Below are 19,540 nucleotides of genomic sequence, written 5' to 3'. Positions count from 1 at the left end.
TTATTCAATTAAAAAGTTAAAGAAACACTTCCTCCAAAAGTTTTTAAATTAGGATATTGCCCAGCGTTTGAAATCCCTCTATATCTAGGGTCAAACGCAGTTTCAGGATCTCCATATCCTTTATTTTCATCTGCAAATTTGTAGAAAGGATTACGAGCGTGGACACCTATAGTCAAATTCTTAATTTTACTCCCCGTTAAAGAATCTGGGAAAGTATAACTTAAAGAAATCTCTCTTACTTTAAACGCTGTAGCATCTAAAACAAAATTATCCGCCACAGTATTATATCTAGAACCACCAAAATAATTCTGTAAAGCAGTTTGAGGATCTGTTGTACCTGCTGTTAAATTACTTTGATATATTGCTATACTCGTATTTTGAACATACTTAGCTCCATCCCAATAAACAGAATTAGGGACAATATAAGGTTGTGATCTATCAAATCCTGCAGAAGCAACATTTAAACCATTAAATGTAAATCCTTGTAATGCCCCAGAATAAAACTTATGTCCTGTTCTATAATCCATTACAACACCTAATTTAAACCCTTTATAAGATAAATTAGTTGTAAATCCTAATATATATTTTGGAGTTGTTCTTCCCATAACTTCTTGTGTAGAAGTAATGTTTGGTAAACCTGTTGTAGCATCTACAATGATATGTCCTTCTTGATCCCTTTCATACGCAATACCTTTAATTACAGAAAGTTCTTGTCCTTCATCAGCATAAACTCCTAAAAAACTGTTTCCTGCCAAGCGAACAGATTTAGAATCATCAGTTAATTTTGTAACAATTGTTTTATTTTGTGTATAAGAAACACCAACATCCCATCTTAAATCTTGATTTTTAATAGGTGTAAAATTCAAATTCGCCTCAATCCCAGTACCTTTAAGCTTACCAATATTCATAAGACTTGTACTAAGTCCCGTTGCATTACTTGTTGTTACCCTTGTAATTAAATCATCCGTATCCTCTCTGTAGATGGCTCCATCAAAAGTAATTCTATCTTTAAATAGACCAAATAATAAGTTAATTTCTTTCTTGGTCGTGAATTCTGGTTTAATTGCATTAGAAGTAGGCGCAGTATCAATCACAAAACTTAAAGAACCTCCTGTTGGTCCAGAAACACTGTAAGGAAACCCACTTCCTAAAGAAGCTCTACTGTATGCATCATAATAACCTATTGCACTAGAGTTTCCCGTTTTACTTATTGAAGCTGCTACTTTTAAATAATTTAATACTCCATTATTGGTTAAACTTTCAAAAGCTTTAGTAGGAATAAATGACAACCCAACAGACGGATAAAAATAATCTCTATTATTTACTGGTAAAACTGAAGATTTTTCATATCTAGCGGTAGCATTTAAATAAAGATAATTTTTATATGCTAAATCTAAACTTCCAAAGAAAGAATGCATATTTTTATAATACTTATTATTATCTAAACTGTACGGCAAAGAAGGATTTGTTAAATTCCATACCTGATATATTCCTGGTATAATAATCCCAGTACCTCCAGCTTGCGCATTATCTAATCTTGTTTCTTGATAGTTATGCCCTAATGTTAATTTAGAATTCAAATCAGTAAATAAGTCATAATCAAAATTAGCTAAAAAATCACCATAATAAGTGAAATTATTTTGTTTATACTTATTATAATATGATGTAACCGCTGTTGCATCTAAAATTACTGGCTGCCACCCATCTCCATGATTATCATTCTCTTGTCCTGTATATTGAACATTGGCTCTATAAGCAAAATTAATATGTTTATTCAACTCAAATTCAGCACTAGCAATTACATTAAAATAATTAGACAATCTATTGTGTCTATCATGTTTAATATACCAATATGGGTTGTTATAATAAACATTCCATGCATAGGCTGTTTCAGGATAATTTTTCCAAGCTGTAATAGGAATATCAGTAGAACTTTGAAGTAATTGACGATATATATCCTGATCAGTGGTTGAAGTTTGCTGTCTTGAATAATTCAAAATTGTTTCAAATCTCCATTTATTCACTTTCATACCAGCTTTAAACAACGCAGTAGTTCTTTTCAATTCATCATCTTGAACCATAAAGCCTCTATCCACATTTCCTAAAGATAACAATACATATCCATCACCATCACCAGCATTTACGGTAACTGTATTTTGGAAGATAGATCCTGTTTTAAAAAAATCTTTTACTTGTTTTTTACCAAAAGAAGCAAACGGTGATTGAACAGACCCTCCTTCATCTCCGGCTGGAGTAAAATCATTTGGATTATAGTCAATATGTCCATTTCCGTTAAAATCATACAAAGGAATACCATAAGGTAAAATTTTGTTTGCATAAGCTGGATCGCTAAAAGAAGGCCCCCAAGCTCCATTTTCAACATTGATTTTATTTCCATCCCAACCTTGTCCATATTCTGTCTGTCTATCTGGCATAAATGCAACAGTTTCAAAATCTACTGCTCCAGTATAAGAAACGGACATTCTTTTTGATTTTGCGCCTCTCTTTGTTGTAACCACAACAACCCCATTAACTCCTTGAGAACCATAAAGAGCTGCACCTGCACCACCTTTAATAATGTTTACAGATTCTATTACTTCTGGAGGAAGCTGCTGCAAAACTCTTGCACTAGAAACGACATTGTCTATAACAACTAATGCTTCATTAGATCCAGTAATAGATCTAGTACCTCTAATTAAAATACTATAAGTATCATTAACGCCAACGTTAGTTTGGGTAATCTGAACCCCTGAAACCTTACCTGTTAATGAACTTAACGCATTAGGGTTAGCAGCCTGGGTAATTTGCTCAGAGCTTACTACTTGTTGTGCTGAAGTTTGTGCGTCCACTTTCTTTTTAATACCAAGTGCGCCGGTAACAATTACCTCACCAATCTCTCTAGTCCCAGCTGTATCTACCTTCATTTTACTTTTTTGTGCATACGACACAGTAAAAGAAGCAGTAAGAACAACAGCTAAAACGCTTTTTGTTAGTTTCTTCATATCAAATTAAATTTTTCATTGAGACAAAAATGCAAAACATTATTAACATATCCAAATTTTTTGTTAATAAAACCTTAAATAATTATTAACTTTGCAATGTTTTCAATAAGAAGGTTGGTTTTTCGTTAAAATTTATGGAATTGATAAAAAAATGGTCTGAAAATTATGTGGAGGCAGGGTGCGATGAAGTAGGAAGAGGGTGTTTATGTGGTCCTGTAGTCGCTGCCGCAGTGGTTTTAGACGATAATTTTGAGCAAAATTTAGTTAATGACTCTAAAAAACTAAATTTCAAAACACGTTTAGAGCTAAATGATTACATTAAAAATAATGTAAAAGATTATGCGATTGCAGAACTTTCACCAGAATTTATTGACCAGCATAATATTCTTAATGCTAGCATACATGCTATGCATAATGCTCTTGATAAACTTACTATAAGACCAGAATTAATTTTAGTGGATGGGAATAAATTTCATCCTTATAATTATATACCTCATCAGTGTATTATAAAAGGCGATTCTAAAATATTATCTATTGCTGCGGCTTCTATTCTTGCTAAAAATTACAGAGACCAACTCATGATTCAATTGCATGAAGAATTTCCAGAATACGGTTGGAATAAAAATATGGGGTACGCTACTAAAGTCCACATAGAAGCTTTGAAGAAATTTGGTCCCACGAAATATCATCGACAATCTTTTAGATTAAACTATGATTAACACCAATAAAAAAGTCGGTTAAAAATTTAACCGACTTTTATTTATTTTAAACTGAATTATTTCTTATTCATTTTTTTGCGTTGCTCTTCTTGCATTTTTTGTTGCTCTTGAGCTTTTTCCATCATTTCACGCATACGTTTCTGGAATTTACCTTCTGGTTTTGGCGCTTTAGATTTATTTTGTTGAATCTGAGCATGAATTTTCTTTTCATCTAAAATCCAATATTTTATCGCAAGGATAATTAATATATTTAAAGCATTTGATACAAAATAATACCAAGAAAGTCCAGAAGAAGAAGTGTTCAAGAAGAAAAAGAAAGTAATTGGGAAAATATACATTATAATTCTCATATCTGGCATTCCTTCTTGCTGTGGTTGTTGCATTTGTCCAGAAGTCATAATCGTATAAATTAAAACTACGATGGTACATGCTACCGCAAAAATACTGATATGCTCCCCGATTAATGGAATATGAAATGGCAATTTAATTAAATCATCATAAGCAGTAAGGTCATTAGCAAACCAAAATCCTTTTCCTCTCAAGTCAATCATATTCGGGAAGAAACGGAAAAGCGCATAGAAAATAGGAATCTGAACCAGCGCTGGTAAACAGCCCGCCATCTGATTAATTCCAGCTTTTCTGTAAATTTCCATAGTTGCCTGTTGACGCTTCATCGCGTTTTCTTGACCTTTAAATTTCTCTGTAACTTCTTCTATTTCTGGCTTTACCACCTTCATCATCGCACTTAATTTGTGCTGCTTAAACATCACTGGAGACAAGATAAGTTTAGTGGCAATCGTCATTAAGAAAATTACCCAACCTGCAGGAATTCCCCAATCAGACAACCAATTATATACCGGCACAAAGAAGATTCTGTTCAAAGTTCCAATGAAACTCCAACCTAAAGGTAATATTGTGTCAAATTCTTTCCCTTCAAAAGTTTTAAGCAATGGCAAATCAAGTGGTAAGAAATACCATTTGAAATTTTGATTCAATTCATTTCCTGCCAATTTTACTTGACCTTCAAAATTGAATTTTTTCAAAAATTCTCCTTTTTCTATTGTTTCTTGAGTTCCTTTAGTTTGCGTAAAACCATTAGTAGACTCTATAATTGAAGTGAAAAACTGTTGTTTTACTGCTAACCAATTTAAGGTTTCTTCTGGCTCTTCAAATCCATTGGTATCATAATCGGTAGAACCATAATTATCAAAAGCGTAATTAAATTCTGAATGGGTTTGCTCTTGCGAACGCCCTTTTTCCATTCCTCTTACTGTATAATTCCAGTGAAAATCTGTTTTTTCATCTGTAACAATAGAAGATAAACCTTGAGTTTTAACATTAAAATCTAAAGTATAATTATCTAAAAGTTGATACACATACTGAATTGTAGCACCAGAAACTTGAGCAGTCATAGTAACTGTGTTATCTTTTACACTAGGTACAAAAACTAAATCTTTAGTATTAAAAACCTTTCCTGTTTTATCTTTAAACTGAAACCCGTAGCTAGAATTATTTTTTTCTATTAAATAAAGTGGCAAATCATGCTTATCGGTTTTAGCATTATAAGCTTTGTATTGATTAATTTCTACAGACGAAAGTTGACCTCCCAAACTTGCAAATTCTAAAGTAAGTTCTTTATTTTTTACTGTAACATTTTTTATTGCAGCTGCATTTACTGTAGCATTAATATTGTTAGCAATAGTTTTAGAAGCTACTTTTTGCTCCGTTTTTGCTTTAGCATCTGCTACTTGTTTTTCGTCTGATTGTTTGTTTTGAAAATAAAACATGAAAGCCATCAAAATGGCAGAAAAAATCACAAAACTAATCAGTTGATTTTTATCTAATCCGTTATTCTTTTGCATTACTTTAATTTAAGATTTGAAATTTAAGATTTGAGATTTAATTTTCTCAAATAGCATTCCTTATTAATTTGGGTGACAAAAATATGAATTTTTTGTCAGATTGTCATTTCTAAAAAATTAAACTCTCAAAAATTGAGAGTTTAAGATTTATTTTTCTGCAGCTGCTTTTACCAAAGCTACAAACAGCGGATGCGGCGTAGCTACAGTACTTTTATATTCTGGGTGATACTGAACACCTATATAAAAAGGATGATTCTTCAATTCTAGCGTTTCTACTAATTTAGTATCTGGATTAATTCCCGAAGCGTACAAACCATTTTTCTCGAAATCTTCTAAGTAATCTGAGTTAAATTCGTAGCGATGACGGTGTCTTTCGATAATATTTTTGTTTCCGTAGATTTCTATAAGTTTAGTGTGAGGTTTTAATTGACACTTCCAAGCGCCCAACCTCATCGTACCACCTTTATCCACTACATTTTTTTGTTCTTCCATTAAAGAAATGACAGGATTTTTAGTCGTTAAATCAAATTCTGCAGAATTGGCATCTTTTAATCCCAAAACATTTCTCGCAAATTCGATGGTCATAATCTGCATTCCGAGACAAATGCCCAAAAGTGGAATTTTATTTTCTCTCGCAAATTTTGCCGCAAGAATTTTTCCTTCTATTCCTCTATCGCCAAAACCTGGTGCGATAAGCATTGCATCGATTCCTTTGAAATTTTCTGCTAAATTTTCTTCGGTTAAATCGCCACTGTAAACCCATCTCAGTTTCACTTCAGTATCTTGTGAAGCTCCTGCATGAATAAATGCTTCGGCAATAGATTTGTAAGAATCTTGAAGCGAAACATATTTTCCAACTAAAGCAATTTCTACTTTTTTCTTAGGATTTTTATATTTTTTGAGGAAGTTTTTCCAGTCTTTTAAATCAGATTCTTGATTCATTGGCAAAGCCAATTCCTTAAGAACCACTTCATCAAATTTTTGTTTTTGTAATTCTAACGGGACTTGATAAATCGTTTCTACATCTATACTTTCGATTACATTTTCCGCAGGAACGTTACAGAATTGCGCCAGTTTAGCTTTAATTTCTTTGGTAATTTTATGCTCTGTTCTGCACACCAATACATCTGCTTGAATTCCACTTTCCATCAATTGTCTTACAGAATGCTGAGAAGGCTTGGTTTTCAATTCACCACTTGCTGCAAGATATGGAAGCAAAGTAAGATGAATGACCATAGAATTATTTTCGCCGAGCTCCCATCTTAATTGACGAACACTTTCTATATAAGGTAATGATTCTATATCGCCTACTGTTCCGCCAATTTCTGTAATGATGATGTCGTAATTTTCTTTGGCAAGAATTTTTATTCTGCGTTTAATTTCATTCGTAATATGTGGAATTACCTGAACGGTTTTTCCTAGAAAATCTCCTTTTCTTTCTTTTTCTATTACGGTTTGATAGATTTTTCCTGTAGTAACGTTATTATTCTGAGAAGTGGCAGAATCTAGAAATCTTTCGTAGTGACCCAAATCTAGGTCAGTTTCTGCACCATCTTCAGTTACATAACATTCTCCATGCTCATAAGGATTAAGCGTTCCTGGGTCTATGTTAATGTAAGGATCAAGTTTTTGGATGGTTACATTAAATCCTCGGGATTTTAAAAGCAGGCCAAGTGAAGCCGAAACAATGCCTTTTCCCAAAGACGAAGTTACACCTCCTGTCACAAAGATGTATTTGGTATTCTTTTTACTCATTAGATTAGGTTTGTGCAAAGTTAATGGATTTTGACTAAAGTCCCAAAAACGATTAATTATTTCAAAAATTCTGTAAATTGCAACATCATTTATCAATTATAAATCTGTGGCAAAAATAAAAACAGCATACTATTGTCAGAAATGTGGAACGCAATATCCGCAATGGCACGGACAATGCAAAAACTGTGGAGAGTGGAATACTCTAGTAGAAGAAATCGTAGAAAAAAAATCTTCTCACTATGATATTCTAGGAAGCGGGAAACAAAAAATCATCAATATTACCGAAGTAGAAACAGGAACAGAAATTCGTCTGAAAACCGTTTCAGAAGAGCTGAACCGTGTTTTAGGAGGCGGAATTGTTCTAGGCTCTGTTATTCTCATTGGTGGAGAACCTGGAATTGGTAAATCTACGCTTCTACTACAACTCGCCTTAAAAATGAAGAAGAAAATTCTGTATGTTTCTGGCGAAGAAAGTGCTTCGCAAATTAAAATGCGTGCCGACAGAATTACGGATGTTCAAAATCCAAACTGTTTCCTATATACCGAAACTTCTATCGAAAAAATATTGATGGAAGCCAAAAATCTTCAGCCAGATTTGATGATTGTAGATTCTATTCAAACTTTACAATCTCAATTGCTAGAAAGTGCTGCAGGAACGGTTTCACAGATTAGAGAATGTTCTGGAGAATTGATAAAATTTGCCAAAGAAAAAAATATTCCCGTTATTTTAGTAGGTCACATTACCAAAGACGGACAAATTGCCGGCCCGAAAGTTCTGGAACACATGGTAGACGTAGTTCTTAATTTTGACGGAGACAGAAATCACCTTTTCAGATTATTAAGAGCTCAGAAAAACCGTTTTGGTTCTACTCAAGAAATAGGAATTTATGAAATGGTGACTCAAGGTTTAAAAGAAATTAAAAATCCTTCGGAAATCTTAATCACCAAAAAATTTGAAGAACTTTCAGGAAACGCAGTTGCCGTTACTTTGGAAGGAAACAGGCCGATGCTTATAGAAATTCAGGCTTTAGTTTCCACAGCAGTCTATGGAACTCCACAACGCAGTTGCACTGGTTTTGATAGCAAAAGATTGAACATGCTTCTTGCTGTTTTAGAAAAACGCGCTGGTTTTATGTTGGGTGCAAAAGACGTTTTCCTGAACATTACCGGTGGAATAAAAACAGATGATCCTGCACTAGATTTAGCGGTAATTGCAGCTGTTTTGAGCAGTAACGAAGATTTAGCCATTTCGGAGAAATATTGTTTTGCGGGCGAAATAGGTTTGAGTGGAGAAATTAGACCGATTCCTCAAATTGAACAAAGAATTTCGGAAGCTGAAAAATTGGGCTATGAAAAGATTTTTGTTTCCAACCTCAACAAAATTCCTAAAAGAAAATTCGGGATTAGAATAGAAGAAGTGAGTAAAATAGAAGAGTTCCACGAAAAACTTTTTTAAGGATGAAATATGAAGGATGAAGGATGAATTTATGAACTAAATAATTAATAAAACTAATAACAAACATGTCAGATATCGTTAGAGATAAAAGTATGAACTTTGCAATTGAAATTGTAAACCTTTATAAATTTTTAAAAGACGAAAAGAGAGAATTTGTAATGAGTAAACAAATTTTAAAGTCTGGAACATCAATTGGCGCTAATCTTCGTGAAGCAAAAAACGCTCAATCTGATTTAGATTTTATCCATAAAAATGCTATTGCACAAAAAGAATGCGACGAAACATTATTTTGGCTAGAATTATTAAGAAAAACTGATTTTATTTCTGAAGAAAATTTTGTAAATTTATCTTCACAAGCAACAGAATTATTAAAAATAATAAGAAGTATTATTCTTACTAAAAAATCAAACTTAAAAAAGACATTATAAATCATACTTCATACCTCATACTTAAAAAAATGAATTTCCTTGCACACACTTACCTTTCTTTTACCGATGAGCAAATCGTGGGGAATTTGATTGGTGATTTTATTAAAAATAAAAAGCGAGATCATTTATCAGAAGGGATTCAGCAAGGAATTACGCTTCACAGAGCTATTGATGCTTTTACGGATGTTCACCCAAAAGTTTTAGAAGCCAAAACCGTTTTCCAACCGATTGTAAGATTGTATTCTGGCGCTTTCGTAGATGTGGTTTTTGATTATTTTTTAGCCAATGATAAAAATGTAAAATCTGCCAAAGAATGGCGGGATTTCACTGCTCATGTTTATCAAGTTCTCAATAATCACGAAGCCATTTTACCTGAAAATTTCAGAAAAGTCCTTCCTAGAATGGAAAAAGACAATTGGCTCTATAATTATCGTTTTGATTGGGGAATGGAATACAGCATTAATAATGTCTTGAATAAAGCAAAATATCTGGACAATTCTATTCCTGTTTATGGTTTTTTCCAGCATCACAAAGAGTTTTTGCGCTCTTGCTACGAAGAATTTTTCCCAGATTTACATCAGTTCTGTATTTCCTTGAATGATAATTTTAAAACATCTGATACAGATATCGATCCGGATAGTTTAGTTTAGAACTTTTTCGTTCGCCATTTACAATAATGTGAACTATGTTCATTTGATCATCAAAAAAACTGTACAATAAACTCACTGCGGTTTCTACTTTTTTAGGCATTTCTGTCGCCTCAGATTCTAGATAAACATTGACAGATTCTTTATCTTCTTCAAAACCTAAATAATTGATTTTCAAAAATTTATTATTAGATTTCAATTTAAAATATTCTGCAAAATAATTTTCTAGAGCTTGGTCTAATCCTGCTTTACTTTTTTCTTCGCCAAAGTGTAACGTTTTATTATACTTGGCATTAAGACTATTTTCTAAATCGTCTAAGAAAAATTTGGCGGAAATCTCAAAAGTTTTGGTTTTAGCATTATAATTAATTTCCACCGAACCTACATGATAAGGATGAATAGGTTTCGCAGAAACTACAAAACCCAGTAAAAAAGTAAAAAGTAAAAAGAATTTTTTCATGCTTTCATTATTTCAAAATCCGTTCCGAAATTAATCATTATTTTCGTAACTCAAATTTTAAAACATGCAAGATTTTTTATTTTATTTACAATTAGGTTGGGAACACATCATCTCAAAAGACGCTCTAGATCATCAATTATTCATTTTGGCACTTATTGCTATTTTCAGTTTTAGAGATTGGAAAAAAGTTTTAATTCTAGTAACTGCATTTACGATTGGACATTCTTTAACATTGGTTTTAAGCGCATTAGATGTGTTCAGATTTCCTTCTGATTGGGTAGAATTTTTAATTCCTTGCACTATTGTTTTCACTGCTTTAGACAACATTATTTTTTCTAAAAACGAGAAAAAACTCATTCAACTCAATTATTATTTGGCTTTATTATTCGGCTTAATTCATGGAATGGGATTTGCGAATTCTGTAAGAATGATGCTCGCAAGTGAACAAGACATTACTTTACCTTTATTTGGATTTAACGTGGGACTTGAACTAGGGCAAATTGTAGTCGTAGCCATCGCACTATTCATACATTATATTTTCTCGGAAGTTCTGAAACTTTCTAATAAAATTTGGATTTACATTATATCTGTTCCTATCTTCATTTTTGCACTAAAAATGGCTTTAGAAAGGATTCCTTAATCAATTTTATCTGCATAAAACTACATTAACAGTTATTTTTTATAAAAAAAACATGCTCTGTTGTAACAAATTTTTATATTTGTTGACAAATCGATAAAAATTAAAAATTTATAATGAAAAAAGTTCTAAGTATTTTTGTTTTTCTTTACGCTTTCGTAAGTACTTCCGCCCAAAATCATCAGAATAATCCTGGTAGCAATCATGGAAATAAATTTGAGCAACTAGGAACCATTTTACCTACGCCAAACAGTTACAGAACCGCTTCTGGAGCACCTGGTCATGAATATTGGCAACAACGTGCTGATTATGAAATCAATGCATATCTAGACGAGGAAAAACTTAACTTAAAAGGCTCAGAAACAATTACTTATTACAATAATTCGCCAGACGAATTAGAATATCTTTGGTTACAATTAGATGAGAATGACACCAGCAACACTAAAGATGCTGGTTATCAATCTTCTTCTACTCTAGCTAAACAAATTTCATCTGATAGATTAAAAGCTACTGAATTACCCGTAAAAGATAATGGTTTCGGGATTAATTTAGAAAAAGTAACAGATGCGAATGGTAATGCGCTTTCTTATGTGGTTAATAAAACCATGATGAGAATAGATTTACCTAAAAAATTAAAAAAAGGCGAAACTTTTAAATTTAAAATCGATTGGAATTATAACATTCCAGATAGAATGAAGCAAGGAGGAAGAGGCGGTTATGAATTCTTCCCAGAAGATGGCAACCACCTTTTTACCATGACGCAATGGTATCCTAGACTTTGTGTTTATTCGGACAATCAAGGTTGGCAAAATCACCAATTTACAGGTCGAGGAGAATTCACCCTTACTTTTGGAAATTTCAAAGTAAATATGAATGTTCCCGCTGATCATATTGTAGCTTCTACTGGTTCTGGAAAAAATTTCTCAGAAGTTTTAACCGCTGAACAGTTTGCAAGATGGCAAAAAGCGCAAAACACTAAAGAACCAATAGAAATCGTTACACTAGACGAAGCTAAAAAAGCAGAAAAATCTAAATCAAAAAACAGAAAAACTTGGACTTTCGAAGCAGAAAATGTAAGAGATTTCGCTTGGACTTCTTCTAGAAAATTCATTTGGGACGCAATGCCTCAATTGATTGAAGAAAATAACAATAAAGTAATGTGTATGAGTCTTTATCCTAAAGAAGCATACAATTTATACAGAAAATATTCTACTAAAGCAGTAGCTCATACAATTAAAACGTATTCAGAATTTACCATTCCTTATCCATATCCAGTAGCACAATCTATAGAAGCGTCAAACGGTATGGAATATCCTATGATTTGTTTCAACTATGGTAGAACAGAAAAAGACGGAACCTATTCAGAAGGAATTAAAAACGGAATGATCGGCGTAATTATCCACGAAGTAGGACATAATTTCTTCCCGATGATTATCAATTCAGACGAAAGACAATGGTCTTGGATGGATGAAGGCCTTAATACTTTTGTAGAATATCTTACCGAAGAACTTTGGGATAATAAATTCCCTTCAAGAAGAGGACCAGCTCACACCATTGTGAACTACATGAAATTGCCAAAAGACCAATTAGAGCCTATCATGACCAATTCTGAGAACATTATTCATTTCGGTCCGAATGCTTACGCAAAACCTGCAACAGGTCTTAATATTTTGAGAGAAACCATCATGGGAAGAGAACTTTTTGACAAAGCTTTCAAAACATATTCTAAAAGATGGGCGTTCAGACATCCTGAACCTGCAGATTTATTCAGAACGATGGAAGATGCTTCTGGAGAAGATTTAGATTGGTTCTGGAGAGGATGGTTCTACAGCACAGATGCAGTAGATATCGCCATAGACAAAGTTACTGTGGCAACTCCAGATTTTGACGGAAAACCACAAGCTAGAGATTTTAAATATAAAGTAGACGAACCAGAAGTAAATGACTTCGAAGATATTTCTAAAATCAGAAATAAAGAAGATAAGAAAGTTACTTTCAAAACTGATGAAGACCAATCTTTAAGAGATTTTTATTGGAGATACGCAAGAGGTTTAGAAAAAGTAGACACTCAAAAAGAATACACCATAAAAGGTGAAGCTCCGAAAAATCTTGACACCAAAGAAAGAGAAAGTCTAAAAAATATCACAGGCTACCAAATTGACTTCTCTAACAAAGGAGGAATGGTAATGCCAATTATTTTAGAATTCACTTTCGAAGATGGAACTAAATTAAACGACAAAATCCCAGCGCAAATCTGGAGATCAGACGAGAAAAAAGTTTCAAAAACATACTATTTTGACAAAAAATTAAAGTCAATTCAATTAGACCCAATGTTAGAAACTGCCGATATTGATACAACTAATAACCTATGGACAGCTGATAAAGTTACACCAGAAAGCACTTCTAAATTCCAAGTGTTCAAACAGAACCAAGAAAACAGAAGAAGAGGAGCTGCTGGTGGAATGGTAAACCCAATGCAAGCCGCAGGAAAGAAAAATTAAACCTTAAATAATTGATATAACCCTGAAGCCACTCACAAAATTGAGTGGCTTTTTTCTGCCAAAATTTCACTTCATTTTGAGAAAAATCTGCCAAATTATCTCTCAATTTTCAATTTATATTGCAGAATTGCCATTGGCACAAAATTGGAGAATTCCATCACAGAAAATTTAAAAATAATTATACATATGTCAGTAAATTTTAAACCATTAGCAGACAGAGTTTTAGTAGAACCTGTACAAGCAGAAACTAAAACAGCTTCAGGAATCATCATTCCTGATACCGCAAAAGAAAAACCACAAGAAGGAACTGTAGTTGCTGTTGGCAACGGAAAACCAGACGAACCAATGACAGTAAAAGTTGGCGATAGAGTTCTTTACGGTAAATATGCCGGTTCAGAATTAAAACTAGACGGTAAAGATTATTTAATTGTAAGAGAAAGTGATTTATTAGGAATTCTTGGATAGCATTCTGCTATCAGCAATCAGCAAAGATTGTTGATGTTTTTTGAAATTTTTAAACTTTATAATTTTAAATGCTGAAAGCAGAAAGCTGACAGCCAAAAAGTAAAAATATTATGGCAAAAGAAATTAAATTCGATATTGAATCAAGAGACGCTCTAAAAAGAGGTGTTGATGCATTAGCAAATGCAGTAAAAGTAACTTTAGGACCTAAAGGAAGAAACGTAGTGATTGAGAAAGCTTTCGGTGCTCCTCACGTAACTAAAGACGGTGTTTCTGTAGCAAAAGAAATTGAGCTAGAAGACAAAGTAGAAAACATGGGTGCTCAAATGGTAAAAGAAGTTGCTTCTAAAACTAATGACATTGCTGGTGATGGTACTACTACCGCTACAGTTTTGGCTCAGGCTATCGTAAGAGAAGGTCTTAAAAACGTAGCAGCTGGTGCTAATCCTATGGATTTAAAAAGAGGAATCGACAAAGCAGTAACTGCTGTTGTAGAAAATCTTAAATCTCAATCTCAATCTGTAGGTGATTCTGCTGAAAAAATCAGACAAGTAGCTTCCATTTCTGCAAATAATGACGATACTATCGGTTCATTAATCGCTGAAGCGTTTTCTAAAGTAGGTAAAGAAGGTGTAATTACTGTAGAAGAAGCAAAAGGTACTGATACTACTGTAGATGTAGTAGAAGGTATGCAATTCGATAGAGGTTACCAATCTGCATATTTAGTAACGAATGCTGAGAAAATGGTTGCGGAACTAGACAATCCTTATATTCTTTTGGTTGAGAAAAAAATCTCTTCTATGAAAGAATTATTGCCAGTTCTAGAACCAGTTGCTCAACAAGGAAAATCTCTTTTAATTATTTCTGAAGAAGTAGAAGGTGAAGCTTTAGCAACTTTAGTAGTAAACAAATTAAGAGGTTCTCTTAAAATTGCTGCCGTTAAAGCTCCTGGTTTCGGAGACAGAAGAAAAGCAATGCTAGAAGACATCGCTATCTTAACTGGTGGACAAGTTGTTTCTGAAGAAAGAGGTTTCAATATGGATAATGTTACTATTGAAATGTTGGGTAGAGCAGAAAAAGTAACTATCGACAAAGACAATACAACCATCGTAAACGGAGCTGGTAACGAAGAAGAAATCAAAGGTAGAGTAAACCAAATTAAAGCTCAAATGGAATCTACAACTTCGGATTACGACAGAGAAAAATTGCAAGAAAGATTGGCTAAATTAGCTGGTGGGGTTGCTGTTCTTTACGTAGGTGCTGCTTCTGAAGTAGAAATGAAAGAGAAAAAAGACAGAGTTGACGATGCACTTCACGCAACAAGAGCTGCTGTAGAAGAAGGAATTGTAGCTGGTGGTGGTGTTGCTTTAGTAAGAGCAATTTCTGCACTAGACAATCTTTCTGGAGCGAATCAAGATGAATCTACTGGTATCAAAATCGTAAAAAGAGCCATCGAAGAACCATTGAGACAAATCGTTGCAAATGCAGGTGGTGAAGGTTCTGTAATTGTAGCTAAAGTAGCAGAAGGAAGCGGAGATTTCGGTTACAATGCTAAAACTGATGAGTATGTAAATATGCTAGAAGCTGGTATTATAGACCCAACCAAAGTAACAAGAGTTGCTTTAGAAAACGCTGCTTCTGTATCAGGAATGCTATTAACTACAGAATGTGTAATCACAGAAGTTCCAAAACCTGAAGGTGCAATGCCACCAATGGGAGGAGGAATGCCAGGAATGATGTAACAGCGTGTCGCTGAAACAATAAATTTTAAAATCCGTTCAATTTTTTTGGACGGATTTTTTTATTCAACGATTTGAAACTTTTTTTTACTTTTAAAATGCTTACTTCAATAAATTCTTTTGTCAATTTTGCGGTTTTAAAAATTTTTTATTTCCAAAAAATTTCAAGAAATTAGTAAAATGAAACCATACATCGCCATCAATGCTTCTGCCGGTTCTGGTAAAACTTACACTTTGGTACAAAGAGTGTTGATGATTTGCCTTGAAAATCCATATCAAAAAGACGCTATTCGTTATATATTAGCGCTCACTTTTACCAATAAAGCAGCCAACGAAATGAAGGAAAGAATTCTTTCTTGGCTCAAAGAATTTACCCAAGAAAACTACACCGAAAACGATAAATTACTCGGAATTCAGCAGAATTTTGAAGAACAAGGCAAGAAAATTACCTTAGACGATTTACATCAACGTTCGCAAAAAGTGCTTGATTATATTTTGCACAATTACTCTACTTTAAACATCGGAACGATTGATAAATTCAACGCAAAATTGGTGAGAAGTTTTTCTTACGAATTGGGTTTGGCACAAAATTTTAACTTAGAAATTCAACCAGAACCTTTCTTGATTGAAGCGGTGGATCAAATGCTCAATAAAATTGGCGAAGACGAACAAATTTCCGAAGCTTTTCTCGATTATGTAAATTATAGCCTCGACCAAAATGAGCGTGTCAACATCAACAAAACCCTACTCGATTCTGCCAAAGAATTTGTAAATGACAAGCATTATCATTGGCTCGAAGAAAATAAAGATTTCGATTGGAAAGCCTACGAAAACACTAAAAATAATATCAGAACTGAAATCCGTGAACTGAAAGAAAATTCTAAAAAAATTGCCCAGGATTCTTTAGATTTAATTAAAAATAACGGTTTGGAAATCGAAGATTTTTCACAAGGAGCAAATGGAATTGGAGGCTTTTTCAAAAAAATTATTGAATTTACTTCGGGAAAAAGAGATTTTCCTTTTCCTGTAAACGAAGAAAACTTCTTAAATAATGCTGCTAAAGGCGCTTCTGGAAAAGGCAAAAACAAAGAATCTGAAATTTTTGGAATTTTAGAAACTTTAATTGAAAATCGCAGAAAAATTATTCAAAATTATATTCTCGGAGAGAAAAAAGAGAAAATTTTGCGTGCTTTGTTGCCTTTGAAAGTTAACAAAGAAATTCAAGACCAATTGCAACTCATTGAAGATGAAAACGATTTGGTTTTGCTTTCCAAATTCAATGTTTTGATTAATGAAAACCTTCGAAACGAGCCTTCTGCATTCATTTATGAAAAAGTAGGAACACAATTTCATCATTATTTTTTCGATGAATTTCAAGATACATCAGCGTTGCAATGGATGAATTTCCTTCCGCTTCGTGACCACAATATCGCTACCGAAAATTCTAGTTTTACGTTAGTTGGCGACCCAAAACAAAGTATTTACAGATTCAGAGGTGGAAATGCAGAAATAATGCTCGACATTATCAATAAAAAAGATTTTTCGCCAATTAAAGTAGAAATAGAAACGCTTCAACAAAATTTTAGAAGCGCCAAAAACATTGTGAAATTCAACAATGAATTGTATCATTTTTACGGAAGTTACCTGAATGAAGAACACGCCAAATTATTCGGGAAAGATGCAGAACAAAGTGCTTTTTCTGGAAAAGAAGGAAGAGTGAAAGTCCATTTTTTAGAAAATGATTTGAAGGAAATTTATTACCAAGATTGCACCGAAAAAATGCAACAAGATTTGCAAGAGTGCATCAATAATGGTTTTGAACTTAGCGACATCACCATTCTTTGCCGTGGAAATAATGATATTTTCAATTTTTCTAAATTGTTGGGAAACCTAAAAGTGAATTACAAAGGCGAAGAAACGTATATAAAAACGATTTCGGAGAAAGGTTTAACACTCGAACTTTCTGGAACGCTTCGAGCTTTAATTCAGTTTTTGTATTGGGAAACTTTCCCTAAAAACAGAAGATTTTTGGTGAAAATGATGTACGAATTGGCAAAATCTGGCAGAATAACAATGCAGGATTTTTCAGTAGAAATGAAGCAGATTTTAGACATCGAAAACAAAAAAGATATTGAAACCTTCATCAAAGAAAAATATGGAGTTTCGCTGAAACAGGAAGATTTTCCGCATCTTAATTTGTACAATTTTATAGAATATTACATCCACGAATTTTCGGTGAAAGATAAAGAAACCGATTTCTTACTCAATTTTTTGGAATTGCTTTACAATTACACCCAAAATGCAGGCGCAACTTTGAAGGATTTTCTCCAATTTTGGGAAGAAGAAGGTAAAAATACGAGCATTCAAGCTTCGGAAAACATTGATGCTATTCAATTAATGACCATTCACAAAGCGAAAGGTTTAGAGTTTCCTGTGGTTTTTCTTCCGATGGAAAATGCGCATAAGGACAGTAAAATTCAGGATTGGTTTTCTTTGGAAGAAAATACCGCTTTGAAATCGGTAAATATTGGTGGTTTTGACAAGAAATTACAAACCTACGATGACCAAATTTCTGAATTTAACAAAGAAAATGCTTACAAAAATTTCATCGATAGATTGTGCCTGCAATATGTAGCCACAACCAGACCTGTAGAACAATTGTTTCTTTATGTCCAAAAACCAACTACAGATAAAAACGGAAACGAAAATCCATCAAATATTGAAATTTATGATTTCTTGAAATCTAAAAATGTAGAAAATTTAGATAGTTTTGATGTTTTTAAAATCGATGAAAATTCATTAAAAAAACAAAGTAAAAAAGAAGAAAAACAGCACATTTCTCAACAGATTACATCTCTCACTCAAAAGCACGAAAAATCTGCAAATATTACGATTGCTACACCTTCTAAAAATTATCAGGAAAGAAATGAAAAGGTGAGAAAAGGAATATTTACCCACGAAATTTTGGCAAAAATTAATGATAAAAATGACATTGAAAAAGTGTTGAAATCTTATCTTTTAGAAGGTTTAATTACCAAAACTGAAAAATCTGAAATTGCCGATAGAATTTTTGAAATAATAGAAAAATACCCCAAATATTTTACAGAAAATCAAGAAGTTTTAAGCGAAAGAGAATTGATGATTGAAGGAAAAACCTACAGACCAGATAGAATGGTGAAAATAGATAACGCTTGGTTTATCATCGATTTTAAAACCGGAAATCCATCAGAAAATCACCAAAAACAAATTGATTTGTACCAAAAAGCGATGGAAAATCTCGGCAGAAAAATTGGTGGAGCCGAATTGATTTATTTGTAACTTTATAAAATTAATACCATGAAAAAATTATTTTTTCTCCTTGCTTTGTCTTTTGTTCAAATGAATTTTGCTCAAGAAAATAACCTCAGAAAAATTATTTCTAACAACTCTCAGAATGTAAAAATCCGAGATAACAAAAACTTCCAAAATGTTCTATATGTGATTAACGGAATGCCAACTTTTTCTGATTGCTTTGCAATTAATGTTCAAAATATCGAAAGTATTAATGTTTTAAAAGGAGAAAGGGCAACGGAATTATATGGTTATAGAGCAAAAAATGGAGTTTTAATCTTTATAACTAAACCTGAATCTAAACTATTAAATCTCCGAAATTTTTACACTGAATATAACATTTCAAAAGCCAACCAATTCTTGCCAATTGTGCTCAACAAACATTTCGTAGATAAAAAAAAATATCTTTTGCTTGATAAATCTGCCATCATTTCTGTGAAAATTTTGGAGGAACAACCGTTTGTAGAACCTGTTCTCTTACCAAAAGGAAAAGCAATTTATATTGAAGCAATAGAAATGAAATAGCAGAGAAAAAATAATTG

Annotated in this window: 14 protein-coding genes; 10 read left to right on the top strand and 4 right to left on the bottom strand. The window is 32.9% G+C overall.

Translation table 11 applies throughout. From position 1 onward, the window contains the following. Positions 1 to 8: 8 nt before the first annotated feature. Positions 9 to 3,002, bottom strand: a complete 2,994-nt coding sequence (locus KKQ79_RS12830) for a SusC/RagA family TonB-linked outer membrane protein (protein ID WP_213190470.1) — start codon at positions 3,000 to 3,002, stop codon at positions 9 to 11. A 134-nt stretch (positions 3,003 to 3,136) separates the two neighbouring features. On the opposite strand from KKQ79_RS12830, the gene rnhB reads away from it, so the two are divergent. Beyond that, complete coding sequence (gene rnhB / locus KKQ79_RS12825; RefSeq protein ID WP_213190469.1) at positions 3,137 to 3,721, top strand: ribonuclease HII; 585 nt, start codon at positions 3,137 to 3,139, stop codon at positions 3,719 to 3,721. Positions 3,722 to 3,777: 56 nt separating this feature from the next. On the opposite strand, the gene yidC is transcribed toward rnhB, so the two are convergent. Together yidC and pyrG are read right to left on the bottom strand one after the other, a co-directional pair. Further along, positions 3,778 to 5,583: a membrane protein insertase YidC gene (gene yidC, locus KKQ79_RS12820; protein ID WP_213190468.1), complete on the bottom strand. Its 1,806-nt coding sequence runs from the start codon at positions 5,581 to 5,583 to the stop codon at positions 3,778 to 3,780. Between the two features lie 147 nt (positions 5,584 to 5,730). After that, a complete protein-coding gene (gene pyrG / locus KKQ79_RS12815) occupies positions 5,731 to 7,338 on the bottom strand; it encodes a CTP synthase (protein ID WP_213190467.1) in 1,608 nt (535 codons plus the stop codon). A gap of 106 nt (positions 7,339 to 7,444) precedes the next feature. Between pyrG and radA the strand changes: the two genes are divergently transcribed. The 3 genes from radA to KKQ79_RS12800 all read left to right on the top strand — a co-directional run bounded on the left by radA (position 7,445) and on the right by KKQ79_RS12800 (position 9,872). Then, positions 7,445 to 8,794, top strand: coding sequence for a DNA repair protein RadA (radA, locus tag KKQ79_RS12810; protein WP_213190466.1), 1,350 nt, complete (start codon positions 7,445 to 7,447; stop codon positions 8,792 to 8,794). Between the two features lie 65 nt (positions 8,795 to 8,859). Then, positions 8,860 to 9,222 carry a four helix bundle protein gene (locus KKQ79_RS12805; RefSeq protein ID WP_213190465.1) on the top strand — a complete coding sequence of 121 codons (363 nt, stop codon included), beginning with the start codon at positions 8,860 to 8,862 and terminating at the stop codon, positions 9,220 to 9,222. A 29-nt stretch (positions 9,223 to 9,251) separates the two neighbouring features. Beyond that, on the top strand, positions 9,252 to 9,872 hold the full coding sequence (locus KKQ79_RS12800) for an acyl carrier protein phosphodiesterase (protein WP_213190464.1): 621 nt from the start codon (positions 9,252 to 9,254) through the stop codon (positions 9,870 to 9,872). Here the strand turns inward: KKQ79_RS12800 and KKQ79_RS12795 are convergent. Then, entirely contained in the window at positions 9,829 to 10,329 is a 501-nt protein-coding gene (locus KKQ79_RS12795; protein WP_213190463.1) for a DUF6702 family protein, read from the bottom strand. The two genes, KKQ79_RS12800 and KKQ79_RS12795, sit on opposite strands and share 44 nt — an antisense overlap. 64 nt (positions 10,330 to 10,393) lie before the next feature. Here KKQ79_RS12795 and KKQ79_RS12790 point away from each other — a divergent pair, with 64 nt between their 5' ends. The 6 genes from KKQ79_RS12790 (at position 10,394) to KKQ79_RS12765 (ending at position 19,523) form a co-directional block, all read left to right on the top strand. Then, a complete protein-coding gene (locus tag KKQ79_RS12790; RefSeq protein WP_104794212.1) occupies positions 10,394 to 10,969 on the top strand; it encodes a HupE/UreJ family protein in 576 nt (191 codons plus the stop codon). Between the two features lie 113 nt (positions 10,970 to 11,082). Continuing rightward, complete coding sequence (locus tag KKQ79_RS12785) at positions 11,083 to 13,467, top strand: M1 family metallopeptidase (RefSeq protein ID WP_213190462.1); 2,385 nt, start codon at positions 11,083 to 11,085, stop codon at positions 13,465 to 13,467. A 186-nt stretch (positions 13,468 to 13,653) separates the two neighbouring features. Next, positions 13,654 to 13,932: a co-chaperone GroES gene (locus KKQ79_RS12780; RefSeq protein ID WP_213190461.1), complete on the top strand. Its 279-nt coding sequence runs from the start codon at positions 13,654 to 13,656 to the stop codon at positions 13,930 to 13,932. A 110-nt stretch (positions 13,933 to 14,042) separates the two neighbouring features. Beyond that, the gene (gene groL, locus KKQ79_RS12775; RefSeq protein WP_213190460.1) at positions 14,043 to 15,671 is read left to right on the top strand and encodes a chaperonin GroEL; all 1,629 of its coding nucleotides are present in this window, start codon (positions 14,043 to 14,045) and stop codon (positions 15,669 to 15,671) included. A gap of 177 nt (positions 15,672 to 15,848) precedes the next feature. After that, entirely contained in the window at positions 15,849 to 18,986 is a 3,138-nt protein-coding gene (locus KKQ79_RS12770) for a UvrD-helicase domain-containing protein (protein WP_213190459.1), read from the top strand. An 18-nt stretch (positions 18,987 to 19,004) separates the two neighbouring features. Then, positions 19,005 to 19,523, top strand: coding sequence for a TonB-dependent receptor (locus tag KKQ79_RS12765; protein WP_213190458.1), 519 nt, complete (start codon positions 19,005 to 19,007; stop codon positions 19,521 to 19,523). The last annotated feature ends 17 nt before the right edge of the window (positions 19,524 to 19,540 follow it).

The organism is Cloacibacterium caeni, from assembly GCF_907163125.1.
Classification (GTDB): domain Bacteria; phylum Bacteroidota; class Bacteroidia; order Flavobacteriales; family Weeksellaceae; genus Cloacibacterium; species Cloacibacterium caeni_B.
The sequence above is the reverse complement of the archived record's forward strand: the minus strand, read 5'-3'. Positions and strand labels throughout refer to the sequence as shown.